Annotated in this window: 27 protein-coding genes; 12 read left to right on the top strand and 15 right to left on the bottom strand. The window is 69.4% G+C overall.

The features are described 5' to 3' along the window. Positions 1–64 precede the first annotated feature (64 nt). Positions 65–2,308, top strand: coding sequence for a terpene synthase family protein (locus tag ABD830_RS44005; protein WP_345000725.1), 2,244 nt, complete (start codon positions 65–67; stop codon positions 2,306–2,308). Here the strand turns inward: ABD830_RS44005 and ABD830_RS44000 are convergent. Together ABD830_RS44000 and ABD830_RS43995 are read right to left on the bottom strand one after the other, a co-directional pair. Then, positions 2,204–2,548, bottom strand: a complete 345-nt coding sequence (locus ABD830_RS44000; protein WP_345000722.1) for an STAS domain-containing protein — start codon at positions 2,546–2,548, stop codon at positions 2,204–2,206. The two genes, ABD830_RS44005 and ABD830_RS44000, sit on opposite strands and share 105 nt — an antisense overlap. A 701-nt stretch (positions 2,549–3,249) precedes the next feature. Continuing rightward, entirely contained in the window at positions 3,250–3,537 is a 288-nt protein-coding gene (locus ABD830_RS43995) for a hypothetical protein (protein ID WP_345000720.1), read from the bottom strand. A gap of 446 nt (positions 3,538–3,983) precedes the next feature. Between ABD830_RS43995 and mads6 the strand changes: the two genes are divergently transcribed. From mads6 to ABD830_RS43980, 3 genes are all read left to right on the top strand, one after another. Then, positions 3,984–5,333 carry a methylation-associated defense system protein kinase MAD6 gene (gene mads6, locus ABD830_RS43990; protein WP_345000718.1) on the top strand — a complete coding sequence of 450 codons (1,350 nt, stop codon included), beginning with the start codon at positions 3,984–3,986 and terminating at the stop codon, positions 5,331–5,333. Continuing rightward, complete coding sequence (locus ABD830_RS43985; protein WP_345000715.1) at positions 5,330–5,848, top strand: GNAT family N-acetyltransferase; 519 nt, start codon at positions 5,330–5,332, stop codon at positions 5,846–5,848. Before mads6 ends, ABD830_RS43985 begins: the two co-directional genes overlap by 4 nt. Positions 5,849–5,954: 106 nt before the next feature. Beyond that, positions 5,955–6,854: a M23 family metallopeptidase gene (locus ABD830_RS43980; protein WP_345000713.1), complete on the top strand. Its 900-nt coding sequence runs from the start codon at positions 5,955–5,957 to the stop codon at positions 6,852–6,854. Positions 6,855–6,904: 50 nt separating this feature from the next. Here the strand turns inward: ABD830_RS43980 and ABD830_RS43975 are convergent, their stop codons facing one another. After that, a complete protein-coding gene (locus tag ABD830_RS43975) occupies positions 6,905–7,720 on the bottom strand; it encodes an FKBP-type peptidyl-prolyl cis-trans isomerase (RefSeq protein ID WP_345000711.1) in 816 nt (271 codons plus the stop codon). 372 nt (positions 7,721–8,092) lie between these two features. Between ABD830_RS43975 and ABD830_RS43970 the strand changes: the two genes are divergently transcribed. Both ABD830_RS43970 and ABD830_RS43965 read left to right on the top strand, forming a co-directional pair. Next, entirely contained in the window at positions 8,093–9,124 is a 1,032-nt protein-coding gene (locus ABD830_RS43970) for a DUF2293 domain-containing protein (RefSeq protein WP_345000709.1), read from the top strand. Beyond that, the gene (locus ABD830_RS43965) at positions 9,121–9,501 is read left to right on the top strand and encodes an MmcQ/YjbR family DNA-binding protein (protein ID WP_345000707.1); all 381 of its coding nucleotides are present in this window, start codon (positions 9,121–9,123) and stop codon (positions 9,499–9,501) included. The genes ABD830_RS43970 and ABD830_RS43965 overlap by 4 nt, the downstream gene beginning before the upstream one ends. Here ABD830_RS43965 and kynU read toward each other — a convergent pair. Genes kynU through ABD830_RS43930 form a run of 7 tightly spaced genes read right to left on the bottom strand, consistent with a single transcriptional unit; the run spans position 9,494 to position 15,895 of the window. Continuing rightward, positions 9,494–10,687: a kynureninase gene (gene kynU, locus ABD830_RS43960; protein ID WP_345000705.1), complete on the bottom strand. Its 1,194-nt coding sequence runs from the start codon at positions 10,685–10,687 to the stop codon at positions 9,494–9,496. The two genes, ABD830_RS43965 and kynU, sit on opposite strands and share 8 nt — an antisense overlap. A gap of 4 nt (positions 10,688–10,691) precedes the next feature. Then, positions 10,692–11,771: an ABC transporter substrate-binding protein gene (locus ABD830_RS43955; RefSeq protein ID WP_345000703.1), complete on the bottom strand. Its 1,080-nt coding sequence runs from the start codon at positions 11,769–11,771 to the stop codon at positions 10,692–10,694. Positions 11,772–11,786: 15 nt separating this feature from the next. After that, positions 11,787–12,755 carry an amidohydrolase family protein gene (locus ABD830_RS43950; RefSeq protein ID WP_345000701.1) on the bottom strand — a complete coding sequence of 323 codons (969 nt, stop codon included), beginning with the start codon at positions 12,753–12,755 and terminating at the stop codon, positions 11,787–11,789. Continuing rightward, positions 12,756–13,271: a 3-hydroxyanthranilate 3,4-dioxygenase gene (locus ABD830_RS43945; RefSeq protein WP_345000699.1), complete on the bottom strand. Its 516-nt coding sequence runs from the start codon at positions 13,269–13,271 to the stop codon at positions 12,756–12,758. Further along, a complete protein-coding gene (locus ABD830_RS43940) occupies positions 13,268–13,699 on the bottom strand; it encodes a RidA family protein (protein ID WP_345000696.1) in 432 nt (143 codons plus the stop codon). Before ABD830_RS43940 ends, ABD830_RS43945 begins: the two co-directional genes overlap by 4 nt. Further along, the gene (locus ABD830_RS43935; protein ID WP_345000694.1) at positions 13,696–14,493 is read right to left on the bottom strand and encodes a 2-keto-4-pentenoate hydratase; all 798 of its coding nucleotides are present in this window, start codon (positions 14,491–14,493) and stop codon (positions 13,696–13,698) included. Before ABD830_RS43935 ends, ABD830_RS43940 begins: the two co-directional genes overlap by 4 nt. Beyond that, the gene (locus tag ABD830_RS43930; RefSeq protein WP_345000691.1) at positions 14,486–15,895 is read right to left on the bottom strand and encodes an aldehyde dehydrogenase family protein; all 1,410 of its coding nucleotides are present in this window, start codon (positions 15,893–15,895) and stop codon (positions 14,486–14,488) included. Before ABD830_RS43930 ends, ABD830_RS43935 begins: the two co-directional genes overlap by 8 nt. Before the next feature lie 126 nt (positions 15,896–16,021). Between ABD830_RS43930 and ABD830_RS43925 the strand changes: the two genes are divergently transcribed. The 4 genes from ABD830_RS43925 (at position 16,022) to ABD830_RS43910 (ending at position 18,586) form a co-directional block, all read left to right on the top strand. Next, positions 16,022–16,735 carry a dienelactone hydrolase family protein gene (locus ABD830_RS43925; protein ID WP_345000689.1) on the top strand — a complete coding sequence of 238 codons (714 nt, stop codon included), beginning with the start codon at positions 16,022–16,024 and terminating at the stop codon, positions 16,733–16,735. Between the two features lie 40 nt (positions 16,736–16,775). Beyond that, positions 16,776–17,318: a VanZ family protein gene (locus tag ABD830_RS43920; protein WP_345000687.1), complete on the top strand. Its 543-nt coding sequence runs from the start codon at positions 16,776–16,778 to the stop codon at positions 17,316–17,318. 152 nt (positions 17,319–17,470) lie between these two features. After that, complete coding sequence (locus tag ABD830_RS43915) at positions 17,471–18,223, top strand: GntR family transcriptional regulator (RefSeq protein ID WP_345000685.1); 753 nt, start codon at positions 17,471–17,473, stop codon at positions 18,221–18,223. A gap of 120 nt (positions 18,224–18,343) precedes the next feature. Next, positions 18,344–18,586: a hypothetical protein gene (locus ABD830_RS43910; RefSeq protein ID WP_345000683.1), complete on the top strand. Its 243-nt coding sequence runs from the start codon at positions 18,344–18,346 to the stop codon at positions 18,584–18,586. Positions 18,587–18,919: 333 nt separating this feature from the next. Here the strand turns inward: ABD830_RS43910 and ABD830_RS43905 are convergent, their stop codons facing one another. Then, positions 18,920–19,903 (bottom strand): hypothetical protein, encoded by a 984-nt coding sequence (locus ABD830_RS43905; protein ID WP_345000681.1) that lies wholly within the window; start codon positions 19,901–19,903, stop codon positions 18,920–18,922. Between the two features lie 152 nt (positions 19,904–20,055). Here ABD830_RS43905 and ABD830_RS43900 point away from each other — a divergent pair, with 152 nt between their 5' ends. Next, complete coding sequence (locus ABD830_RS43900) at positions 20,056–20,577, top strand: gamma carbonic anhydrase family protein (protein WP_378520897.1); 522 nt, start codon at positions 20,056–20,058, stop codon at positions 20,575–20,577. Here ABD830_RS43900 and ABD830_RS43895 read toward each other — a convergent pair. Further along, positions 20,549–21,451: a hypothetical protein gene (locus tag ABD830_RS43895; protein WP_345000677.1), complete on the bottom strand. Its 903-nt coding sequence runs from the start codon at positions 21,449–21,451 to the stop codon at positions 20,549–20,551. The two genes, ABD830_RS43900 and ABD830_RS43895, sit on opposite strands and share 29 nt — an antisense overlap. A 62-nt stretch (positions 21,452–21,513) precedes the next feature. On the opposite strand from ABD830_RS43895, the gene ABD830_RS43890 reads away from it, so the two are divergent. Continuing rightward, complete coding sequence (locus ABD830_RS43890) at positions 21,514–22,980, top strand: hypothetical protein (protein WP_378520898.1); 1,467 nt, start codon at positions 21,514–21,516, stop codon at positions 22,978–22,980. A 475-nt stretch (positions 22,981–23,455) separates the two neighbouring features. On the opposite strand, the gene ABD830_RS43885 is transcribed toward ABD830_RS43890, so the two are convergent. The 3 genes from ABD830_RS43885 to ABD830_RS43875 all read right to left on the bottom strand — a co-directional run bounded on the left by ABD830_RS43885 (position 23,456) and on the right by ABD830_RS43875 (position 25,679). Continuing rightward, positions 23,456–23,737: a metal-sensitive transcriptional regulator gene (locus tag ABD830_RS43885; protein WP_345000673.1), complete on the bottom strand. Its 282-nt coding sequence runs from the start codon at positions 23,735–23,737 to the stop codon at positions 23,456–23,458. A gap of 74 nt (positions 23,738–23,811) precedes the next feature. Next, on the bottom strand, positions 23,812–24,879 hold the full coding sequence (locus tag ABD830_RS43880) for a glycosyltransferase (protein ID WP_345000671.1): 1,068 nt from the start codon (positions 24,877–24,879) through the stop codon (positions 23,812–23,814). After that, the gene (locus ABD830_RS43875; protein ID WP_345002248.1) at positions 24,876–25,679 is read right to left on the bottom strand and encodes a hypothetical protein; all 804 of its coding nucleotides are present in this window, start codon (positions 25,677–25,679) and stop codon (positions 24,876–24,878) included. The genes ABD830_RS43880 and ABD830_RS43875 overlap by 4 nt, the downstream gene beginning before the upstream one ends. Positions 25,680–25,746: the final 67 nt, after the last annotated feature.

The raw sequence follows: 25,746 nt of genomic DNA, 5'->3' as shown, positions 1-25,746 counted from the left end.
GACCGGACGCCGGAGGCCGGCACCACATGCAGGGTGCCGGCCCGCGCACTGCGAAGGAGCGACCATGAGCCAGCCGTTCGAACTGCCGGACTTCTACCTGCCGTACCCGGCGCGGCTGAACCCGCATCTCGAAGAGGCTCGCGTGCACTCCAAGCGGTGGGCGCGCGACATGGGCATGCTCGACGACCCCGGCGTGTGGGAGGAGGCCGACCTGGACGCCCACGACTATCCGCTGATGTGCGCCTACACCCATCCCGACTGCGACGGCGCCGAGCTCTGCCTGATCACCGACTGGTACGTGTGGGTCTTCTTCTTCGACGACCATTTCCTCGAGGTGTTCAAGCGCTCCGGCGACCTGCGGGGCGGCAAGGCGTACCTCGACCGGATCCCCCGTTTCATGCCGATGGGCGATGACCTGACCATGCCCGAGCCCGCCAACCCGGTCGAGGCCGGCCTGGCCGATCTGTGGATGCGTACGGTGCCGAGCAGGTCCGCGGACTGGCGGGCGCGCTTCGCCGAGAGCACCCGCAACCTGCTGAATGAGTCGCTCTGGGAGCTGGCCAACATCAACCGGGGGCGGGTGGCCAACCCGGTGGAGTACATCGAGATGCGCCGCAAGGTCGGCGGGGCGCCCTGGTCGGCCGGGCTCGTCGAGCACGCGGTCGGGGCGGAGGTGCCCGCGCGGCTCGCGGGGACGCGTCCGATGCGGGTGCTGAAGGACTCCTTCGCGGACGCGGTGCACCTGCGTAACGACCTGTTCTCGTACGAGCGGGAGGTCGGGGACGAGGGCGAGCTGAGCAACGGCGTGCTGGTGCTGGAGACGTTCCTCGCCTGCGGCACGCAGGAGGCCGCCGACGCCGTCAACGACCTGCTGACCTCACGGATGCAGCAGTTCGAGCACACGGCGCTCACCGAGCTGGGCCCGCTGTTCGCGGAGTACGGGGTCGATCCGGTCAGCGCGGCCGGGGTGCTCGCCTACGTCAAGGGGCTGCAGGACTGGCAGTCGGGCGGGCACGAGTGGCACCTGCGCTCCAGCCGGTACATGAACAAGCGGGCCGCCCCCGCCAGGCCGCTGGGCATGTCGTCGATCGTCGACCTGCTGGGGGCCAAGCGGCTGCGCACCTTCACACACGTGCCGCACCAGCGGGTGGGTCCATCGCGGATCCCTGACCTGTACATGCCGTTCCAGGTCAGGCTGTCGCCCCATCTCGACGCCGCCCGGCGGCACACCGTGGCCTGGTGCGGAGAGATGGGACTTCTCGACTCGGGCCTGTGGGACGAGCAGCAGCTGATCGACATCGACCTGCCTTTGTGCGCCGCCGGCCTCCATCCCGACGGCACCCCTGAGGAGCTGGATCTGGCGTCGTACTGGATGGCCTGGGGAACGTACGCGGACGACTACTTCCCGGCCGTCTACGGCCGGTCCCGCAACCTCATGGCGGCCAGGATCACGGTGGAGCGGTTCTCGGCGTTCATGCCGCTGGACGGCACCCCCGCTCCGCCGCCGGCGAGCCCGCTGGAGCGGGCACTGGCCGATGTCTGGGCGCGTACCGTGGGTCCGATGCCGTTCGAAGATCGCCGCGAGCTCCGCGCACTGATCGAGCGCACCTGCACGAGCTGGCTGTGGGAGCTGGCCAACCAGCTCGGCAACCACATCCCCGATCCCGTGGACTACATCGAGATGCGCCGCCTGACCTCCGGCGCCGAGCTGACGATGAGCCTGGCTCGGCTGCGGCACGGCAGAAGGATCTCCGTCGAGGTGCGCGAGAGCGGGCCGATGCGGGCGCTGGAGAGCGCCGTCGCCGACTGCGGGACGTTGATCAACGACATCTTCTCCTACCAGAGGGAGCTCGAGTTCGAGGGGAACCTGCACAACGGCGTGCTGGTGGTGCAGAACTTCTTCGACTGCGACTACCCGACGGCTCTCGGCATCGTCAACGACCTGCTGACCTCGCGGATGCGGCAGTTCGAGCACATCGTCGAGCACGAGCTGCCGCTCGTGTGCGACGACCTCGGCCTCGACGCGGACGCCCGGCGGGACCTCGACGCGTTCGTGGACGGGCTGCGCGACTGGGTGAGCGGGATACTCAACTGGCACCGGCACTGCTCCAGGTACGACGAGGAGTCGCTGCGCCGCCACAACCGGCCGCCGCAGTTCCGGCTGGGCGGCCCGACCGGCCTCGGCACCTCGGCGGCCTGCTCGCTACGCGGGCAGGTGATGGGCGCGGGGCTCGTAGTACCAGCCCATCATGCGCAGCAGCCGGCGCTGGTGGGGCGTGACGTTGTGCAGGCGGATCCACCGCTGTGAGGGCGGGAGCGTGGGCATGACGAGCACGCGCAGACCCGAGACGTCAATGAAGCTCAGCTTGCCGATGTCGACGACGATGTACGCGCCCTGGCGGCAACTCGCCAGGGCGCCGGCCACCGCAGGGCTGTTGGAGGCGTCGATCTCCCCGATCAGCGCCACGGACGGCGGCCCGGGAGCCGCGCATACCGTAATCTTCAGCTGCCGATCCTGATAGAGCAGCCGGTCTTCGGCGCCGCTCACGTCGCACCCCCCAACACACACGCTCTGGGGGTCGTAGCTCCTGCTCTGACGATTCACCAGGTTACACGAAGTATGTTTCACTATGTAATTTTCGCCGGAAAATGACCGAATTACGGGGAAATTATGAAGGGCCGGGCATGGGCTCCGGGCGCTGGTGCGGTGGGCGTACGGCCGGCCAGGAGCGGGGCTACGGAGCCGGGCCGTCGCGCGGGGCAGCCGCCCGCCCTCGACGAGCCGGATATTCGGGAAACGGCCTCAAGCCGCCGGGCGCGCGAGTTCGACGGGGAACGCCGAAAACTCCATAAGAATGGGGAACCATGGCGGCGCCCGCGTGCCGCGATCGAGATGGCCGGCATCCCATATTCATGGGGCCATGGCCGGAGGATTGGGGGAGAGAATACGTTTGGGGTGGTCGGGGAGCCGGATGTCCGAGGAGGAAGTAGTACCGGGGGGCCGGGGGATCTGGTCTTCTACGACGGCCGTGAACGGCCACGGCCCCGGGCCCAGGTGATCCTGCAGTGATCGACCCGGGCCACGGGGCGCGGATAGCTCAGTGCGCACCAAGCCCGTGCCGTGGCCTCGCGAACGTCCACGGCCCGTTCTTCTGGTTCACCTCAACTACCAGGAAGACGACCTTTGGCCGGGCAGCCCCTCACACGGGAGCCGCGATCGGCTTCCTGCCTACGCCACGTGAGGAGCCTTCAGTCGGTGTCGACCGGGGCCACGTGGCTCATGACCGGGACGGCCAGGACAGGGGCGTCGAGGTCGCTCACGGACACCGGCACGGACACGGGGAGGACGTGGACGTCCTTGGCGGAGTCGTTCAGGATGTTGTTCAGCGCGGTCAGGTCCTCGGCAGCGGTGAGCTGGCTCAGGAGGGTCCATCCGCTGGTCTGCGGGTTGGGACCGACGTCGGCGGAGGCCGCGGTGGCGGAGAAGCCAAGAGCGGCGGCGGCGATTGCTGCACCGGCCAGAATGCGACGGATCATGTGTGCTTTCCTCCATGGATCGGCGCGGAAACATCCAGCGCCATAGTCGTTTCTGCAGGGCTGTGAGGTGCCGGAAATAACAATCGCGGGAGGCCGCCTGAATCGCAACTCATAAAGCCCTCGTGGAGGTCAAGGAGGTGCCTCGATTTCTTGGCACTCGGTTTTCGCGCTCGTCAACCATGCGCGGGGCACACACAACGGAAACAGTCCGGCGAACGAGCTTTATTTTTACCGACCGCACGCGCGATGGGGCAGCCGTTCACCGCTGTTTAGCAAATGATCAACCGAAAATGGAGAACTTCTCTTACGCCGCCGGGCGGGCGCGTGCTGGAGCACGGGACGGGGGCGGCGGTGGGGCTCGCGTGGCTGGTGAGCGCTGGAGCCCCCCACGGCTCCGGCGTCATCCTCGCGACGGCCCGCTGACACAATCGTGGAAGGATGACCTCATGGCAGAGATCGTCGGCGGGGGACATCCGGTCAACGACGCCGAGCGGAGGGTGATCGCCTATCTGCGCGACCACGCGCCCGCCGACTGGCTGCTGCTGCACAACGTCGAGGTCCAGCGCGGCCACGACGTCTTCGAGGTGGACCTGATCGTGCTGACCGGCCACTCGCTCGTGGTCGTCGACGTCAAGGGCACCAGGGGCCGCATCGAGGTGTCGGGCACGCGCTGGTTCCCGCCGCGCAGGGAGGCGTTCGGCTCTCCCGTGGCCAAGCTGCGCGGCACCGCCAAGGCGCTGAAGGGCCTGCTGGTGTCCAAGGCCACCCAGCTGGAGCGGGTCTACGTCGACTGCCTGGTCGTGCTCACCTCGCCCGACGCCGAGCTGGTCGATCCCGCGGGACGCGACGCGGTCAACGTCACCGACCTGCCGGGGCTGCTCACCACCCTGAGCGACGTCTCCAGGATCAGGCGCGGGTGCAGCCCCGACGCGAAGCCGTACCGCACCGCGATTCTCGACGCGCTCAACCAGACGGTACGCCGCAGCACCGCGCCGCCGAGGTTCGGCAACTGGGAGGTCGAGGAGCAGCTCGGCGGCGACACCAAGGTCACCGAATATCGCGCCTTCAACGTGACGCTGCCGGGCAGCGAGACCGTGCTGCTACGGGTCTACCAGGCCGACCCGCTGGCCGACAGCGAGGCGCGGGCGGCCGAGCGGCAGCGCATCGCCAACGCGTACCAGACGCTGGCCAGGATCCCCCCGCATCCGTGCGTGGTGCGCTCGCGCGACTTCTTCGCGATCGACGACGAGAGCCGGTTCGTGCTGGTGCTGGACGACGTGCACGGCGAGGCGCTGCACCTGTCGCTCGGCAGGGGCGCCCGGCTGAGTGTGATCCAGGACCTGCTGCGCGGGCTCGCGCACGCCCATGCCAACGGCGTCGTCCACCGCGCGCTGACCCCGGCCTCCGTGCTGGTCACGGACGAGGGGCACGCGGTGCTGACCGGGTTCGACTACGCCAAGCCGGGGCCGCGTAACTACACCGTCGCCCACGAGCTGGGCAACGTGCTCGACGCCCATTACGTGGCGCCCGAGTGCCAGGAGCGGCCCGACCGGATGACGACCGCCTCCGACGTCTACGCGGCCGGCGCCGTCGCCTATCACCTGCTCACCGGCCGGCTCCCGGACGGCCCCGACGCCCACGGTCCCGACGTGCCCGAGGTCGTACGCAGGATGCTCGACCACTCCCCGGCCAGGCGCCCGACCGCCGCCGAGGCCCTCGACGCTCTTGAGGGAAATGCGGCGCTCCAGGAGTCCCGCCTCAAACGCCTGGTACGTCGGCTAGTGTCCCGATCATGACCATACGCCTGCGTCCAGTCGGAGAAGATGATCTGCCCTTCCTGTACCGGCTCACGAGCGACCCCGACAGCACGGGAGAGTTCCAGTGGTACGGCTTCCAGAACCCCCACCGCCTGCGCGAACGCTGGCAGGACAACGGAATGCTGGGCGACGACGGCGGCATCCTGATCATCGCGGACGGCGGCGACGACATCGGCCTCGTGTCGTGGAGCAAGCAGGTCGCCAACCGCGCCAGCTACTACTGGTCGATGGGGCTGATCGTGGCGCCGGAGCACCGCGGCCGGGGCCACGGCACGGAGGCGCAGCGGCTGCTCGCGCGCTACCTGTTCGACCACTCGACGGCCAACAGGATCGAGGCGAGCACGGAGATCACCAACGTGGCCGAGCAGCGGGCGCTGGAGAAGGCGGGGTTCACCCGGGAGGGCGTCCTGCGCGGCGGCGGCTTCCGCGCAGGCCGGTGGCATGACGGCGTGCTCTACAGCATGATCCGCGCCGACCTCGACGAGACACCCTAGGCACGATCGCGGAGCTTCCGGCAGATCCTGTATCAGTTCTGGACGATTCTTGTGCGCCCTTTCCTGACTCTGTTGTCAGAGATCCCACGGGAAAGGATCACCCCCCATGAAGCTCAGCCGAGCCATGATCGCGTGCCTCGCGTTGGCACTCAGCCTCGGTACCGCCCCCGCCGCCATGGCCGACCCCGTGCCGGGGTCGGATCAGGCGCAGATCCTCGCGACCAACTTCCAGCTGCCGTTCCCCTGCAACCAGAGCTGGACCGGCAACTCCGGCAACAGCAGCGCACACCAGTCATGGGAGATCGACTTCAACCGCGGCAGCACCGCCGACGCCGACCTGGGTGACACCGTGGTGGCCGCCGCCGCGGGCACCGTGGTGATCTCCGCGCACCAGGGCTCGACGAACCGCTACGGCAACCTCGTCAAGATCGACCACGGCAACGGCTGGGCGACGTACTATGCCCACCTGAACACCCGTACGGTCACCCAGGGCCAGACGGTGTCGCAGGGCCAGCAGATCGGCACGGTCGGCAACACGAGCGCACCGGGCAACAACATCAGCCCCCACCTGCACTACGAGGTACGGCTGGGGACCAACTACCCGGACAACATCCAGAAGGCCGTCTTCAACGGCGTCACGTTCGGCTACCCGCAGCAGACCGTGACCTCCAAGAACTGCGGCAACCCCTACACCCCGACGTCGGTCTGCGGCTCGGGCTACGACGTGATCGACTCGGCCACGCTCGGCACCGACGGCGCCGTCTACCTGCTCTACAACAGCTCCAACGGCAACAACTGCGTCACCACGATCAAGTACAAGAACGCCGGTACGGCCACCGCCACCACGGCCTACCTGGAAGTGGAGGGCAGCGCGAGGAAGACGGACTCGGGCAGCTACGGCTACTACGCGGGACCGGTCATCGCGTCGGCCTCCGGCAAGTGCGTCAAGTGGGGCGGCAAGGCCGGCTCCTCGACGTACGACAGCGGGTTCGAACACTGCGACTGACGAGACAGACGGGATGAGGGGCCGGGTGGACACAGATTCACCCGGCCCCTTCACACGTGCGTGAACGTGTCCAACACATCTATCACGTAGAGCGACGGCTCGTCACCGAAACCGGAGACCGCGACCCTGCTGCCGACCCGGCGGCCCACGAGCGCCTCCACCCACCCGTCGGGCACGGCCCCCTCCTTCAGCGTGAACGCGCTGGGCCCGCCCCTCCGGTACGACGAGTCCACGACCGCCCGGGACGGCCAGGACGACTCCAGGTACTGGATCACCACCTTCGAGCCGGCCGCGATCTCGTCCCCCGAGCCGTCGATGAGGACCCGGGGCGGCGAACCCGGCCCGAAATCGGCCGGGACCGCCGGCAGGGTGCGGCCGACGAGCCGGGCGTCGGGCGGGTAACCGCCCAGGATGTCGAAGACCAGCACGAGCGTGTCCCCGGGCGCGACACCGGTCAGCGGCACGTCCGGCCCGAGCGCTTCCGACGCCGGGCCGACCAGCATGACCCGGCTGCCCGCCGGCCGGCCCATGAGCGACTGCCGCCAGGTCTCCGCCACCTGCCTGCCGTCGAAGACCACCGCGGTGGGCTGGTGGCCGTCATAGGTGCTCGTGTACGGCCGGTTGCCCGACCAGCGCCGGATGTCCACGTCGGCGAGCACCACGTCGCCCGGCAGCGTACGCCGGCCGCTGCCCGTCGACAGCACCGTGATGCTCGGTGTGCGGCTCGGCTTGCCCTTGGGGATGGCGACGACCGGCTTGGTGCCGAACGCACCCGTGACAACGGGCTGCGTGCCGTCCTCAGCGAGGCCACACGAGGTGGCGAGCATGAGTACGGCCGGCCAGAACAGACGCACGATTTCCTCCACGACCGGATCCTCGAGGGGCCGGACGTGTTCTTGCCGCAAAGGCCAAAAGGAAAGCTGCGAGGCTCGCCATCTCACGACAAAGGCGCGGGAGACTGGACCCGTGAGCGAGCGCAGGGAGCGAACCAATAGACACAGCAGCATGCTCACGGGGCCGACGCAGGAGGCCCCGTGAGCGAGCGCAGGGAGCGAACCAATAGACACAGCAGCATGCTCACGGGGCCGACGCAGGAGGCCCCGTGAGCGAGCGCAGGGAGCGAACCAATAGACACAGCAGCATGCTCACGGGGCCGACGCAGGAGGCCCCGTGAGCGAGCGCAGGGAGCGAACCAATAGACACAGCAGCATGCTCACGGGGCCGACGCAGGAGGCTCCGTGAGCAAGCCCAATTTGGCGCGGAGGGTCGCGGACGCGGCCGAGATCGCGTTGACCGCGCGGAAGTACGTGACGTTCATCGACGTGGTGACGGGGCTGCGCTGGCTGCACTCCAGACATGTGGACATCTGGCGGCAGGGCCGGGCCGCCACGCTGTCCGAGCTGGCGTCCGTCGACGAGGAGCGCCTGCTCACCACGGCCGGCCTGCTGAAGGAGTGGGCGCTGGCCAAGGGTCTCAAGCCGGTGGACACGCCGTACGTGGCGGGCACGCGCGACCGCCGCGAGCTGCGCTTCACCGCCGGGCACGGGCAGGAGCCGTTCCGCGTGCACTGGCTCTCACCCGACCTCAGCGAGGCCAGGGTCCGCAGGCTCACCGAGCCCAAGGTGCCCGACCTGGTGGCGGTGGCCCCGATCAACGAGTGGACGTGCGCCTCGTGCGGCGACACGGGGCCCTACCTGATCATGGAGGACGACCAGCCCCACTGCCTGACCTGCGCGGACATGGACCACCTGGTGTTCCTGCCGTCGGGTGACGCGGCGCTCAGTCGCCGGGCCAAGCAGCAGAGCGGCCTGTCGGCGGTGGTCGTCCGGTACAACCGGCGGCGCAAGGTCTACCAGCGCGCCGGCCTGCTGGTCGAGGAGGCCGCGCTGGCCGCCGCCGAGGAGCGGTGCCTGGCCGACGAGGAGGTGCGCCTGCGCCGCCGCGAGCGCGACCGGGTCCGCAGGACGGAGCAGGACGTCGAGTTCCAGGCCAGGATGGCGGCCGAGATCGCCAGGCTGTTCCCCGGCTGCCCGGAGCAGCGGGCGCAGGAGATCGCCGAGCACGCCGGACAGCGCGGCAGCGGCCGGGTGGGCAGGACGGCGGCGGCCAGGGCGCTCGACGAGAACGCCATCACACTGGCTGTCATAGCCTCCATCAGACACCTCGACACCGACTACGACCGCCTGCTCATGTCCGGCGTGCCCAGGATGGAGGCCAGGGACATGATCAGGGAAAGCATCGAGCGCAAGCTGGAGGAATTCCGCCGATGAGCGACTGGCACGACGTACGGGAAGAGCTGCGCGCGTATGCGCTCAAGCTGCCCGAGACGCACGAGGACCACCCGTGGGGCGAGACCGTCATCAAGGTGAACAAGAAGGTCTTCGTCTTCCTCGGCATCGACGAGCAGACCGAGAAGTGGAATCCGTCGTTCGGCGTGAAGCTGCTGTCTGAGGCGCACGGCCACGCGCTCACCGTCGAAGGGGCGGCGCCCAGCGGCTACGGGCTGGGCAAGGCGGGGTGGGTGACCGTGCCGTTCCTTTCGCCGCTGCCGGAGACGGACGTGCTGCTCGACTGGGTGGAGGAGAGCTACCGCGCCATCGCGCCCAAGCGGGCGGTCAAGCAGCTCGACGAGCGCCCGGTCAGGTGACCGCCAGGCGGGTGGCGTACCGTTCGTCCCGCCAGAGCTCCTTGTCCAGCACCTCGAGCAGCGTGGTCGCCGCGTGGTGGACGTCGGCGTAACCGATGTAGAGCGGCGCGAAGCCGAACCTGAGGATGTCCGGCGCGCGGAAGTCCCCCTGCACGCCCCGGTCGATCAGCGCCCGCATCACCGGGTAGCCGTCAGGGTGGCGGAAGCTCACCTGGCTGCCGCGTACGGCCGGGTCGGCGGGCGAGGCCAGCTCCAGCGCGTCGCCGACCAGGTCGACGAAGAGCGAGGTCAGCGCCATGCTCTTGGCCCGCACCAGGTCCATCGGCACCCGCTCCCACACGTCGAGCGCCGCCTCCAGCGCCGCGAAGGACAGCACGTGCGGGGTGCTCACCGCGAACCGCCTGACGCCCTCCGCCGGGCGGTAGCCGGGCTCGAACGCGAACGGCTCGGCGTGGCCGTACCAGCCGGACAGCACGTTCTCGGCGGCGGCGTGGTGCCGCGGGTTGACGTAGAGGAACGCGGGGGCGCCCGGACCCGCGTTGAGATACTTGTACGTGCATCCGACCGCGAAGTCCGCCTCTGAGACGTCCACCTCCATGGCCCCCACGCTGTGGCACACGTCCCAGACCATGAGCGCGCCGGCCTCGTGGACCCGGGCGGTGACCGACGGCACGTCGTGGCGGGCGCCGGTGCGGTAGTCGACCTCCGACAGCAGCACCACTGCCGCGTCGTCGAACCGTCCCTCCGAGAAGTCGCGCACCTCGTAGCCGCCGAGCAGCCGGGCCAGGCCCTGGACCATGTAGTGGTCAGTGGGGAAGTTCCGGACGTCGGAGACGATCACCCGGCGCTCGGGGCGCAGCCGCAGCGCCGCCGCCACCGCCTGGAAGACCGCGATCGAGGTCGTGTTGCCCACCACGACCTGGCCGGGTCCTGCGCCGATCAGCGGGGCCAGCCGGTCGCCTACGGTCAGCGGCTGCGCGTACCAGCCGGAGTGGTTCCAGCCGCCGACGAGCTCCTTGCCCCATTCGTCCTCCACCGCCTGCCGCACCCGTTCCGCGGCACGGCGGGGCAGCGCGCCGAGCGAGTTGCCGACGAGGTAGACGACTCCCTCCGGCAGCACGAACTCATCCCGGAAGTCCCGCAGCGGGTCGGCGGCGTCGAGGGCGAGGCACTCGTCCCGGTCCAATGCTTCACTCCTTTTGTGGGGGCATGGTGGCAACCACCCGATTCACCCCATTGTGGTACTCGCGGACGTACCAGTTCTGCACCGGGTTGTGCGTCGCGTCGAGCCGGAACGCCCCGCGCGGCCCGTCCAGCTCCCCCACTGCCGCCATCCCTCCCTTCTCGGCCAGCCCTCTGTCGATGAGCCGCATGGCGTCCCAGCTCTGGAGCGCCACCGCGGACGGGTTCCGGCCGGTCTTCGCCCGCCATCGGGTGACGAAGGCGGTGTTGTCCGGGTCGTCCAGCGCGGGCGAGTACATGCCGACGCTGGTGATGCCCTCGGCGTCCTGGCCGACGGCCCGCAGCACGTCCTCGTCGGCGAGGTTCTGGCAGGCCAGGAGCTTGACCTTGGAGGCGGCGTGCTGCTGGTAGCCCTTCAGGAACTCGACCGCGTCGCCGCCGGCGTAGAAGGCGTACAGGAGCTTCGCCTCCGGCGGGATCTGCGCGAAGTACGGCTCCAGGTCCGTGACCTGACCGTAGGGCGTCAGGATGCGTTTGAGCGGCTGGGCGCCGTACCCCTCGGTGAAGCCCCTGAGCGTCTCGATGCCCGCCGAGTAGTCGGAGGCCATGAGCACCACGCCCTCCTTGCCGTACCGCTCGGCGGCGTAGCGTCCGGCGGCGTAGCCGTGGTCGTGGTTGGTGTACGAGACGCGGAAGACGTTCGGACCGCCCAGCGTGTCGGCGCCCGCGTTGGCGATCACCACCGGCGTGCTGCCGGCCGCCTTGACCACCGACTCGGCGACGGGGGAGGCTATCAGGCCGGTGATCACGTCCACGCCCTCGTCGTCGATGAGCCGCCTGGCCTGCGCCTGGCCCTCCTCCGGGCTGCCCGCGTCGTCGGCCACGACCAGCTCGGCGGGCCTGCCGCCCAGGCGGCCGCCGTGGTCGTCCAGGTAGAGGCGCATGGCGGTCTCCATGTCGTCGCCGAGCACGGCGTACACGCCGGTCTGCGAGATGATCGCGCCGACCTTGACCAGCGGATCTCCCTCGCCGGACAGCGGCACGGCCCCGCCGCAGCCGGCGGCCATCAGCACGACTAACCCCAGCACGGATGCGCGCATGGCTCAGCCCAGGAACGCCTCTGCGTTGGCGGCGAGCAGCTTGGTCCGGGCCGCGCCGGACAGGAAGCCGGCGTTCCGGATCAGGTCGCCCGGTGGCGACTCGCCGAGCGGGTAGGGAAAGTCGCTGCCGAGCATCACGTGGTCCTCCCCGAGAGTGTCGACGAGCAGCCGCAGCGCGCGCTCGTCGAAGACGGCAGAGTCGACGCTGAACCTGCCGAGGTAGTGGGACGGCGGCCGTTCCGAGACGCCGACCAGGTCGTGCCTGCGGTGCCAGGCGTTCTCGAACCGGCCGAGCCAGAACGCGAAGGAGCCGCCGCCGTGCGCGAAGCAGATGCGCAGCGTGTCCGGCACCCGATCGAACACGCCGCCGAGAATCATCGCCAGGATGGACAGGTGCGTCTCCGCGGGCATCCCGACCAGCCACTGCGCCATCCACCGCTCGATGCGCGGGCCCGCGGGCAGGTCCCACGGGTGCACGAAGACAGGAACGTTCCTCTCGGCGCAGTGCTGGAGGAACCGGACGACGCCCGGGTCGTCGAGGTCGCGGTCGCCGACGTGGTTGCCGATCTCCACGCCCCTGTGACCTGAGTCCAGGCAGCGGTCCAGCTCCACGCAGGCCAGCTCCGGGTCCTGCAGCGGCACCTGGCAGAACGGGACCAGCCGCGGGTCCGCGCAGATCTCCAGAGCGAGGTCGTTGAAGACCTTCGCGATCCGCATGCCCTCGACGGCCGGCCGGTCGTAGCCGAAGAAGACGGGCGTGGGCGAGACCACCTGGCGGTCCACGCCGTCCTCGTCCATCCGCGCGAGCCGGACCCGCGGGTCCCAGCAGTCATCCTGAATCTTCCGGAAATCACGGCCGTTGACGAGGATCGTCGCTTCACGCTCCGACTCGATCCTCAGCCGGGGCGCCCCGGGCCAGCCCAGGTCGGGCCAGCCGCTGGGCACGAAATGCGTGTGGACGTCGACGGCCATCTAGCCCTTGCCAGGGTGGAGCGCGCCGCAGTTGCCGCAGGTACGGGCCTGCTCGTCGGCGTAGAACGCCTCGAAGACGGGCGGCAGGTCCTTGACGATGTCGCGTACCTGCAACTCGACCTCGTGCACCCGCTCGCCGCACTCCATGCAGTACCACTGGAACTTCTCCAGCTCGCCCTCCGGCCGGATCTTCTCCACCACGAGCCCCACGGACCCGGCCTCCGGCCGCTGCGGCGAGTGCGGCATGCGCGGGGGCAGCAGCCACATCTGCCCCTCGCGGATGTGCACGGTCTCGGGGCCGTCCTCGGTCACGACGTTGACGTGCATGTTGCCGCGCACCTGGTAGAACAGCTCCTCGTACGGATCGACGTGGAAGTCGGTCCTGGAGTTGGGCCCGCCGACCACCATCACGATGAAGTCGCTCGCCCCCTCGAAGACCACCTTGTTGCCGACCGGCGGCTTGAGCAGGTGAGCGTGCTCGTCGATCCACTTGGTGAAGTCAATGGGCGCAATCATGATCGCTCCTGCGGATGGTAGGCGACGGCTTGCATCTCGATGAGCAGGTGGGGGTGTGGGAGCTGGTGCACGGCGACGGTGGCCCTCGTGGGCCCCTCCTCGTCGAAGAACTCGGCATAGACCTCGTTGTAGCCCTTGAAGTCGTTCATGTTGACCAGGTAGGTGGTGATCTGTACGAGGTCGGCGAGCGAACCTCCGGCCGCCTTGAGGATGTCACCGATGTTCTCGATGACCGCCCTGGTCTGAGCGCGGATGTCCAGGTTCGTCGCCCCGAACTTGTCCACCTCCACGCCCACGAACGTGTCGTCGGGGCGCCGGCAACTCGTACCCGAGACGTACAGGAAGTCACCTGCCCGTTTGACGTGCGGGAACCTGCCTCGGGGGACGGCCTTGCCGGGCACCCTGAGTCCCTTGACGCGTCCGCTCACTTGGGGAACACCGCCCGCACCGAGCCCAGCCCCTCGATGCGTGCCTCGAACACGTCCCCGGGCTCGACGGGCACCACCGGGCCGAGCGCGCCGGTCAGCACCACGTCTCCGGCCCGCAGCGCGTACTCCGTGGGGCCCAGCCGCGAGGCGAGCCAGACGGCGGCGTTGAGCGGGTTGCCCAGGCACGCCTCGCCGGAGCCGGTCGAGACCTCCTGTCCGCCCCGCGTCATCGTCATGGCCGCCGCCCGCAGGTCGAGACCCATCAGCGGGACGGGCGTGCCGCCCAGCACGAACGCGCCGGCCGACGCGTTGTCCGCGACCGTGTCGGCCAGCGTGATGTCCCAGCCGGCGATCCGCGAGTCGGCGATCTCGATGGCGGGCAACGCGAACTCCACCGCCCTGAGCACGTCGGCCACCGTGAACGGCCCGCCGGTCAGGTCCCGGCCGAGCACCAGCGCGACCTCGGCCTCGGCCCGCGGCTGCAGCAACCCGTCCATCGGCACGGGAAGCCCGTCCGAGTACGCCATGTCCCCGAAGAGCATGCCGAAGTCCGGCTGGTCGATGCCGAACTGCTGCTGCAGCAGCGGGTTGGTCACGCCGACCTTCCTGCCGACCAGCCGCCGCCCCGCCTCGATCGCCCGTCGTGTGTTGATCTCCTGTACGGCGTACGCGTCGGCCGCCGTGCTGACCAGGTCTCTGATCGGCGCGCACGGTTTGCCGGAACGCGCGGCCTCGGCCAGTCGGTCGGCTGCCTGGGTCCGCGTGTCCACGGCGTCGGACCATTCGTCATACATCGGGGTGCTCCAGTTTGATGGTGATCGTGGTGGGTTCGGAGTAGAAGTCGAGCGACTGGATGCCACCCTCCCGGCCGATGCCTGACAGCTTCACGCCGCCGAACGGGGTGCGCAGGTCGCGCAGGTACCAGGTGTTCACCCAGACGAGGCCGGCCTCCAGTCGCTGCGCGACGCGATGGGCGCGGTCGAGGCTGGTCGTCCAGAGCGTGGCGGCCAGGCCGTACTCGCTGCCGTTGGCCAGGTCGATCGCCTCGGCCTCGCTGTCGAAGGGGGCGACGTGGCACACGGGACCGAAGATCTCCTCCCGATTGAACCTGGACCATTCCGACAAGCCTGTCACTACAGTCGGTTCTACGAAATATCCGGTATCGCGGGGGTCGCCGAACGTGGGCACGCCGCCCCCCGTGAGCACCTTGGCTCCCTCCGAGCGGGCCAAGGAGTAGTAGGAGAGCACCTTCTCGCGGTGCTCCTGGGAGATCATCGGCTGCGGCTCGATCTCTTGGGCGCGGCTCGCGAGCCGGGCGCAGAACTCCTCGAAGATCGGCCGCTCCACATAGAGCCGCTCGGTGCACAGGCACACCTGCCCGCCGTTGGTGAAGACCGACTTCACGGTCCCGTCGATGGCCCGGTCGAGGTCGCAGTCCTCGAAGACCAGCCCGGCGTTCTTGCCGCCCAGCTCGAACGAGACCGGCTTGACCCGCTCGGCCACCGTCCGCATGATCGCGGTGCCCGTCCTGGTGGACCCGGTGAACGTCACGGCGTCCACCCATGGGTGCTCGACCAGGAGCTGGCCGGCGGAGCCGTACCCGAAGATGATGTTGACGACGCCCGGGGGCAGCCCGGCGTCGGCGCAGATCTCCGCGAACACCGCCGCCGAGCCGGGCGTGTGCTCCGACGGCTTGACCACCACCGTGTTGCCGGCGACCAGCGCGGGCGCGAGCTTCCAGGTCATCAGCAGGAACGGCAGGTTCCACGGGACGATCACCGCGACCACGCCGAGCGGCCTGCGCACGGTGTAGCTGAGCACGCTGGACAGGTGGAAGGCGTCGTCCGGGCGCTGGGCGGCTATCTCGGCGAAGGCGCGGAAGTTCGCGATGCCGCGCGGGATGTCGAGCGTGCGGGTCTGGTCGAGCGGCTTGCCCGTGTCGGCGATCTCCGCCGTCACCAGGTCGTCGAAGCGGGCCTCGATGCCCGCGGCCAGGCGCCGCATCCACCCGGCGCGCTCGCCGACGGGCATCGCCGCCCAGTCGCGCGCCGCCTCCCTGGCCGCGCGCACGGCCCGGTCGACGACCTCGGGATCGGCCTCGTGCACCTGGCTGATCACCGCGCCCGTCACGGGGTCGTGGACCGGGAACGTCTTACCCGCGCCCACCGGCTCGCCACCGATGTAATGGGTCAGCACGACACTCTCCTCTTCTCCCCTGTATAGATCGCTGAGCGATCGGCGGACAACGGGTGATGCCTCGGGACTCTCTGATCGCATCGTCTCGCCGGAACGGCGTCAGCGCTATGAGCGATGCTGTTGCACATGCGAACCAGAACCGATCAAGTCGCTGCCTCCGACGGCACCTTCGACGTCCATCTATGGTTCCCCGACTCGGGGACGGGACCCGGCATCCTCCTGGTCCAGGAGATCTACGGCGTCGGCCGCTACATCGAGAAAGTCGCCCTCGACCTCGCCGGTCGCGGCTACGTCGTCGCCGCGCCGGACCTCTTCTGGCGCCTCCGCCCGCACTGGCAGGGCGAGCACACCCCTGAGGGCACCGCGGCCTCGATCGAGCTCGCGAGCGGGTTCGACTTCGTGAAGGGCGTGGTCGACTGCGCGCTGACGGTCGCGCACCTGCGCTCGCTGTCCGAGGTGCGCGGCGGGGTGGGCGCGCTGGGATTCTGCCTGGGCGGCTCGATCGACTACACGCTCGCCGCGGAGGTGGAGCTGGACGCCGTCCTGTCCTTCTACGGCTCCGCCGTGCCCGACTCGACCGGCCTCATGGAGCGCATCACGGCGCCCCTGCTGCTGGTCTTCGGCGGCAGCGACCCGTTCATCAAGCGTGACCGGGTGGCCGTCGTCGAGCGGGCCGCGGAGGGCCGGCCGAACGTGGTCATGCACATCGAGGAGGCGGCCGGACACGCCTTCCACAACAGTGAGGCCCCGATGTTCCACAACCCGGAGGCGGCCGAGCGTACATGGGAGGTGGCTCTCGGTTTCCTGTCCGAGCACCTGCCGGTGACCCTGTCCAGATAGACAGCTTCCGGTACCCCTGGATCATCGCCATCATGGTCGGATGGCGCGGACGTGGGAATTGTGGGGAACCGTCATTATTGCTGGTACGTTTGCACTTCCTGTCGCCTTGCTAGCAATCCTGCTTCTCTTCCGCCACCGCGTCCGCGCCGGCCATCCGGCTCCCCTGCGCACGGCGATCGCCGACATCGGCATAGTGGTCGGCACGGCTCCGTGGATCTGGATGACCCTCACGCCGTCGAGCGGTCAGACAGGAGTCGGTCTCATCCCGTTCACCGACCTTGCCGACCTGGTCACAGCGCCGTGGGAGGCGGTGTTCGTGCAGGTCGGGGGCAATCTGCTGGTGTTCGCCGCGCTGGGCGCGCTGCTGCCGGTACGCAGTCGCGCGATGTCCTCGACGGCGCGCGTTGCGGCGGTCGCGGCCGCATTTTCGGTCATCGTCGAAGTCCTTCAGTACGTCTTGCGATTGGGTCGTTTCTCGTCCGTCGACGACGTCCTCCTGAACACCGCAGGCGCTGCGATCTTTGCCCTGATTACTCGCCGCTGGTGGGCCGTTCGAATACCGGCTGAGACCGTTCCACGGTAACGGTCTGCTAAAACCCCGTCGAATTCACCACTCGGGCACGATCCGCTCAAAAGAAGCCCACGACCAAGCTTTCTATCTGTGCGATCGTGGACAAGACGGGGCAAGTTCTCTGGAGACGCCACAACCTGGTTGGTGACAGAGGGTGATCAATAGTGTCTGAATCCCCGGTACCCCACGAGCCCCCTATCTATCGCCGCATCGCCGATGGTCTCCGCGCCCGGATCCTGTCCGGCGAACTGCGCGACGGGGACCGACTACCGGGCGAGAACGCGCTGATGGCCGAATACGCAATCGCACGAGCCACCGCCAGGCAGGCGCTTGCCGTACTGATCAATGAAGGGCTGGCGGTACCCAAACGAGGTTCGGGGGTTTACGTGCGGCTGTTCAAACCGATACGCAGGCACGGCTCACGCCGCCTGTCACGAGAGCAGTGGGGTCAGGGCCGGGCCATCTGGGATGCGGACACGCGGGGCCGGCCTTTCACGGTGGACCGGGTGGAGGTGGCTCTGGAGCGGGCCGCCGAGGAGGTGGCGGGCGTCCTGGAGAGCGGCGAGGTATGGGTACGTCGGCGCCGCTACTCGGTCGACACCAGGCCCGTGCAGTTGGCCACCTCCTACTTCCCGGCGCACCTGGTCGAAGGCAGCGCGATCACCCTCGCTGACACCGGCCCGGGCGGCGTCTACGCCAGGCTGAGCGACCTCGGCGTCCCTCCTGCCCACTTCACCGAGGAGGTGCGCGCCCGCATGCCGACGCCACGCGAGATCGCGCTGCTCGACCTGCCCGGCGGGACCCCGGTGATCGTGATCGCCAGGACCGCGTACACGTCGGGCGGGTTGCCCGTCGAGCTCAACGAGATGGTGCTCGACTCGGCGGCGTACGTACTCCAGTACGACTTCGACGCCTAGTTCAAGAGCATCTGTCAAGCGATAGGTTGACCTGTCCATCTCGATCATTGAATTCTCTAGAGAAGTGCCTCATCTTCGAAGGAGATGGAACCTCGCCTGGGCCCGGGAAGGCGGACAGCAATGTCCTTTGATCGGCATCTTGCCGAGATCGCCCGGGAGTACCCCCAGTGGACCATCTGGCGGAGCGACGCGGGCCGCTGGTGGGCCACGAGACACCATCCGCTCAGCGCGGCGCAGCACGCTGCCGGATGTGCGATGACCATCGACGCGGACGACCCGGACGGTCTGCGCGACCAGCTCCGGGACCAGGAGAGGCGGGCCGGCGAGCAGCACCCCTGGCAAGCGGGGCCCGCCCCTCCCTGACGCAGGCCGTTACGCGGCCGGCGTCCACAAGCAGCCCGGTGCCGGGTCCAGCGTCTCGGCGGCCCCGGCACCGGGCCCCCAAATGCAGGAGGGGCCACGATCGCGGAAGCCTCCGACCCTATCGGGGGCGGAGGCTTCCGCCCCGCCCCGTTGCCACACGGCTGGCCCTCACGCTTCCCTCAGGCACACGCCCGGACCCGGCCCCGCTCTGCGGCCCTCCAGCCGCGCGTGACACGCCGCCCCGGGGCGGGTGGTCAGGGCCCCCGCGCGGGGCGGCATCCCGTGCGTGCGTAGCGCCCCGGGGCAAGGTGCCGTCGGAGCGGGTGGCCGGGGTTACTTGTGGACTTCCGTCAGCCGGACGACGTGGACGTCGGTGTCCTCGGAGACGTCCCCCTCGACCTTGAGCTTGACCGTCTCGTCCGGGTCCCCGCCCGTGTCCACGTCCGGGTCCACGATGACCCGCACGTCGTCCTGGGGCGACGCAGGAGGCGTGGCGGTCTCCGGGATCAGCGCCCCGGCCGTCGACTCCTTGCGCATGAGGTCGCCGAGGACGGAGCCGATCTCGGTCAGCCGCCGCACGACCTCCGTGTGCGTGTTGGTCAGGTATTCGACCCGCCGCCCCGCCTGCTCGTCCAGTGCGGCGGTGCGCTGGCGTGCGGAGGTGAGCATGGCCTCGGACTCGTCACGCGCCTCCGACACCAGCTTGTCGGCCTGCGCGTTGGCGGACTGCACGAGCTGCTCCGACTCGGCCTGGGCGGCGGTGATCAGGCGCTCGGACTCGGCGCGCGACTCGCGCAGCAGGTCCTCGGCCTCCGTGCGGGCGGCCGCGAGCTGCTCCTCCGCGTCCGTGCCCGCCTGGGCCAGCATCCCCTCGGCGGCCTGCGTGGCCTCGTTCACCCGGCGCTCCGCCTCCGCCTGGGCAGAGGTGAGGATCTTGTCGGCGGTCTCACGGGAGCTGGTCAGGAGCCGTTCGGCCTCGGACTTGGCCGCGTCGCGCACGCTGGCGGCCTCGGCCTCGGCGTCCTCCCGCTTGGCCGCGGCCTCCTCCTCGCCGAGCCGGAGGATCTGGGCGAGCCTGGGGCTGAGGTCCTCGTAGTTCTGCGGCGTCTCGACCATGCGCCGCCTGGCCTCCGCCAGCTCGATGCGGCCCTGCTCTGCCTGGTCGATGGCCCGCGCCAGCCGCTCTTCCAGATCCCTTATCTGGTTACGGGTGCGGATCATGTAGTCGTGGACCTGACGGCGGTTGTAACCGCGCATCACGACTTCGAAGGTGTCCTCTTGCATCAGATCGGGAATGCTCTCGTGCTGGTTCATCATGGGGGCTACCTAATGGTGGTTTGCGTGAGGCGGGGGAAAACTGCGCGGCTTGTGAGGGTCTGACGACGAGACGTCAGGAAACGACTTTCCTGCCATCTGCCCACGTCCGCAACCGGAACGCCTTAGCCGGACCTGGAATTACGATGTCTCGGATGTACATTGCAGCGTTGGATAACGGCGCAGTCCCGGACATACACCCTGAGGCGTACATAGCCCCTGGCGCCGTGGTGGTCGGCAGCGTGCGCGTGGGACGGGCGTCCAGCATCTGGTACGGCTCCGTTCTCAGAGGGGACGATGAGCGGATAGAGGTCGGGGAAGAGTGCAACGTACAGGATCTGTCCTGTCTGCACGCCGATCCGGGCGAGCCCGCGATCTTGGAGGACCGGGTCAGCCTGGGCCACAAGGCCATGGTCCACGGCGCCCACGTCGAGTCGGGCGCGCTGATCGGCATCGGCGCGATCGTGCTGGGCGGCGCCCGCATCGGCGCGGGCACTCTGGTGGCGGCCGGAGCGCTCGTCGGCCCGGGCAAGCGGATCCCGTCCGGCGTGCTGGTGGCCGGTGTGCCCGGGAAGATCGTACGCGAGCTCACCGACGACGATCGGGCCTCCTTCGCCCGCACGCCGGACAACTACATGGCCAAGGCGCTCAGGCACCGGCAGGCGTCATCGCTTTGATCAGGACCTCGTCCGACACCGATGCGGTGTTGAGCGGGTCGGCGTACTCGGGCAGCTCGGGCCGGAGGAAACGGACGAAATCCACAGTCAGCTTCAGGTCGGGTACCCCCTTGATCTGCTTGGCGTTGGCTTTGGTCGCGTCCTTCTTGAGCACGTTATAGCTGTCCCAGTCGGTATAGGCGGTTACACCCCATTGGAGCACGTCGGGGAGGTTGGACGGCCAGCGCCGGCCGACCTTCCACACGCCGCCGTCCTCCCGGTAGAGGGCGACGAAGGCGCGGCCGACCCTGCCGAGCGCGAGGTCCACCCACCCGGCCTTGACGGCCAGCTCCTGGGGCTTGGAGCTGCCGTCCTGGGTGTACTTCACCTCGACCTGGCCGCTCTCGTCGGCCGTGCCGGTGGTGACCGACACCCAGTTGGGCTTGGCGTACGAGCCGGGCTCACGGGCCATCAGACCCCCGAGCGAGAACTTCCGCTCCGGCTGACCGCCCTTGCCGCCCTCGGCCTTGACCCGGGCGTACATGAGGATGTCCCCCGCCAGCTCCTGATAGACGAAAGGGCCGCGGAAGCCGTCGAACCAGGTCGAGGTCCTGGGCTCCAGATACAGCGAGCCCTTCACGGTCTTGTTCACGTCGAGCTTGGCGATCCTGTCGACGTCCTTCTCCGTGTCGCTCAGCTTGGTCCACATCGACATGTCCGCCGCGCTCTGGAACTCCGTCGAGGCCTCGCCCACCTCGCCACCGGGCGTCGGCGGCTGGGCCCTGTCCAGGGTGAGCACCCCTGGTCCGGTCGGGGACGGCGGTGCGGACGTGGTCACGCCGCAGGCGGAGAGCGCACCGACGACTGTCAGCACCCCCGCCACCTTCCCCCTCATAGCGGACATTCTGCCGTGAAATGCCGATGGATGATCGGAGGCGACCAAGTACGATGACGCCCGTGCGACCCTGGGATGCGTTCACTTCTGCCGAGGCCCAGGTCCGCGCGATGGTCGCGGACCCGCGCTGGCAAGGGCTTTCGGCGCCTGATCGCGCCCACGTACTGGCCGCCAGAATACTTGTGACCCCAGATGGCGACCGGTGGCTCTTCGGCACGCACGCGCGCTGGCACCTGCACGACCCCGCCGACGGCCGCTGGTACCTCGCGCCGCCCCCGAGGGGCGTACGGGCGCGACAGGTACGGCACCCGGCGGCGGAGCTGCCTCCTGAGGTGATCCCGTACGGACCCGACTTCCACGCCGAGCCGGGCTCCACCCAGGCGTTCATCGGCCCGGACGTACCGGAGGGCCTCACCGAGCGGCTCAGGGTGCTGCTGCGGGCCAGCGGGCGCAAGTCGGAGCTGGACTACCCGCTGACGGCCTTCGATGAGATCTTCGCCTCCGACGTGCCGAGCACGGTGGCGGCCATCTGGGGCACGATCATGTGGTGCGCGTACGCGCCGGCGTTCGACGGCAACGAGCGGCTGATCACCGTGTTCGGCGAATACCTGCGCCGCCCGCTGCCGGGCGACGAATGGGTGCGCTGGCTGCCGGCGCCGCCACTGCTGGATCTCGTCACGCTCGTGGCCGAGCGGCGGCAGGCGGGCCACCCGCGCGCCGCGCTGAGGCTCGCCGCCATCATGGCCGACACGGCTCAGATCCTGATGTCCGACACCCGTTTCAGGCCGCGGGCGCTGGCGCTGCTCACGATGGTCGAGCCCCTGTTGCGGCAGCCGGGGCTCGACCTCGGAGCGGCGAGCCTGGGGCGGAGAGCGGAAGCTTGCGTGACCAGCGGAGCCCCGTGCGAGCGCGACCATCAGACATGTGCGGCGAGCCTGGGGCGGAGAGCGGAAGCTTGCGTGACCAGCGGAGCCCCGTGCGAGCGCGACCATGAACACGCCCTCATGGACGCCGAGGCGCTGCGCGCGGAGTGGCTGGAACGCTGCCCGCGGCGGCTGTGCCGGGCCCTGCTCGTCGAGAACGACGTGGCGGCGCACTTCTCACACGCCGTCTACGACCTGGTGGAGGCGCTGGCCTTCATGCCCGACCCGCCCATGGCCGCCGCGACGTTCCTGGCCGATCTGTCCGACTCCAAGGGGACGCTGCCGGCCCGGCTGGACCACCGGCTCAGGCACGCGTACGGGGAGCTGGACCGCGCCGGGCTCACCGGCACCTCCGCGAGCGAGTCGACCGAGCCCGAGGGATTCCCGGTGCCGGGCAGGGTGCTCACCAAGCCCGCGCCGACCCTGGAGGTGGCGCCGCCCGACCGGGCGAGCGCGGCGGCCGTGCTGGGGGCCGCGTACGCCACCGGCCTCGCGTGGGAGAGGCTGACGGGGGCCAAAGTGCCGCAGAGCGGACTGGCCGGGCAGACGGCGCTCGTACGGAGAGTCGTCCACGAACGCGACGACAACCACACAGACCTCACCTAAACCACAAATACCGTTATTTCTCCCTTACTCCCCCCATATCGTTCTGTCACTCGAGGCTCAGGTAATTCGCCGAATTGTGATCTCCGCTTCGGGAAATGATCCTCACGGTGCCTAGGAGGATCGGAAAGGAATGACTCCGATGGGCCATGTCGCCAGAAGGCACGCCGCCGTAACCTCGTAGAGGGTGTGGGCTGCGGAAGGAAGGACGACGCGGTGGGGCACGACGACCTGGACTCTCGGGTCCACGACCGTGTCGCGTTGGACGAGATTGCGCTCTACGCCGAGGTGCTCACGGCCGTGGCTGTCAGCGAGCGGCGGCTGACCTTGGACGAACTCGACGACGCGCTCGGATTGCGGACTTCGGCGAGCCGCTGAAGGATCAATCGCGATTACTAGCCCCGGGGACCTAGTTAACAGGTTTCCGGGGTTTCCTATAACTAGTCAATCGCGCCGACGGTGTCGTTCTCCAGGAGGACTAAGAGCGGACGAGGCGCGCGATGGCCGCCGAAGCCTCCTTGACCTTCGCGTCGGCCTCCGGCCCGCCACTGCTGATCGCATCCGCGACGCAGTGGGAGATGTGCTCCTCCAGCAGCCCCAGCGCCACCGCCTGGAGCGCCCGCGTGGCCGCGGAGACCTGGGTGAGCACGTCGATGCAGTAAGCGTCGTCATCGACCATGCGCTGCAGGCCCCTGATCTGACCCTCGATCCGCCTGAGACGCGTCAGATATGCCTGCTTGTCCCCGCTGTACCCATGCATGGTTCTACGGTACCCGGAACAGATATGGCTGGGCGCGTCCAGCGACCAGCCACAGGCAGCGATGTGTGCGCCTATCAGCGGAGGTCTGTGATCAGTTTCTCCCACTGCTCGGCCACCTCGCCGGCCGCGTGGCGCACCGCGGTGTCAAGTGCGCCCGCCGCGAGGGAGCGCCGCCTGCGCTCATCGTCGATCAGCGCCAGCAGAGCCGCCGCGAACAGCTCCAGCTCGTCCTGGGTCTCGGGCACCAGCACGCCGTTGTAGCCCGTCGCCACGAACTCCTCCGGCCCCCTGGCCCCTTCGAAGGCCACCACGGGCACCCCGCAGCCCATGGCCTCGAGCACGGCCATGCCCAGGTCCTCGGTGCGCGAGGTGGTGGCCACGATCGACGCCTTGGCGAACTCGCCCGCCAGGTCGGGCGTCATGCCCATGAAGTAGACGTGGTTGTGCAGGTCGAGGTCGCGGACCAGCGTGCGCAGCCGCCGCTCCTCCGGGCCGCCGCCGTACAGCCGCAGCCGCCAGTCGGGCCGCTTGTCCGCCACGATCGCGAACGCCCTGATCAGCCGGTCGTACGCCTTGACCGGCACCCACCGCCCGCCGGCCGCCACGATCCTGTTGTCCATGCGCGAGCGGGGCCACGGGCCGTCGGGCAGCGCGTCCAGCACGGAGTGCACGGCGGGCCCGTCGGTGAGCAGCTTGCTCCACTCCTCACCGGCCGACTCGGTGGCCGTCACGACGGCGTCCAGGCGCGGATAGAGGCGTTTCACCGGCCCTGGCACGACGGGCCTGCCCCACTCCCTGGCGATCTTCAGGGTCTCGCGCGGGGCGTGCCTGGCGGCCTGGACACCGAGCCCCGGCCTGGTGGTGATCAGCACGTCGGACTTGAGGTTGCGCAGCAGCCGCCACAGCGCCACCTCCGTGCGTACCTGTCCGCGTGGGAGCAGGTGCCTGACGCCCGGCCTGACGTCGATCACGCTGCGCATGGCCACCCTGGGCGCGACGGGGAAGAACGGCTTCTCCTTCTGCCGCCGTACGCTGATCACCTCGACGTCGTGCCGCTCGGACAGGGCGCCGGCCAGGTTGAGCGCGGCGCGCACGTCGCCGCGCATGGCGTACGCCGAGGTGAGGAGCAGGCTGACCTTCATCCGCCCACCTCGATTCGCAGCTCGTCGTCGGCGGTGTAGCAGGGTCTTATGGGCACGCCGTCCACGGTGGCCGAGGGATAGTGCAGCCGGCGTCTCTTGCCGTCGACGTCGTCGAGCCGCGATCCCAGCCTGAGCGGCGTGGGCACGCCGTCGACCTCCAGCGCGGGCTCCCAGGTCCCCGAGTCCGCCCCGGTGTCGGGGTCGGCCGCGACCACGTCCACCAGCGACACCGCGGCGTGGAAGCGCACCCCCTGCACGGTGGCCGTGGCGCGGAGGCGCGTGTTCGTCTGCCTGCGATCCAGGGTCAGCCTGGCCTCGTGGCGGGAGTCGTCGTCCTCGAGCCCCGTGTACGCCAGCAGGCCCGTCACCTCGAACCGCCCCTCCCTGAACCAGATCGCGCGCACCTCGGCGACCGGCTCGGCGTCGGAGATCTTCAGCGCCAGGTAGCCGTTGCGCGTGCGGTACGAGCGGTAGGCGAGGGTCCGCCTGCACAGGGCGTACGCGTCGAGGTGGTCGAGCGAGAAGCCGGGATCGACGCTGCGCAGCCTGCTGCGTTTGCCGTCGCGCCGCAGGTAGGTGTCCCATCGCCCGGCGGTGAGCTCCAGCGGCGCGAGCGAGACCGCGAGCGTGGCCTCGCGGGCCCGCGCGCCCGGCGTGCCGAGCCGCACGTCGCGTTCGACCCCCGTGGTGCGATGCCTGAGCACGAGCTCGGTGCCGTCTTCCAGTGGTGCGTCGATGGCGAGCCGGAGGGCGAGGACGTCGGCCAAGGTGACTTCGGCGTCCGTGACGACGACGCCCATCACGAGCCCCCTCCCCGTCGAATAGAGCCATGCGACGTTGAGGTTACCGTGATTTTCCCGTTATGTG

The sequence above is a fragment of the Nonomuraea helvata genome, from assembly GCF_039535785.1.
In the GTDB taxonomy this organism is placed as follows: domain Bacteria; phylum Actinomycetota; class Actinomycetes; order Streptosporangiales; family Streptosporangiaceae; genus Nonomuraea; species Nonomuraea helvata.
The sequence above is the reverse complement of the archived record's forward strand: the minus strand, read 5'-3'. Positions and strand labels throughout refer to the sequence as shown.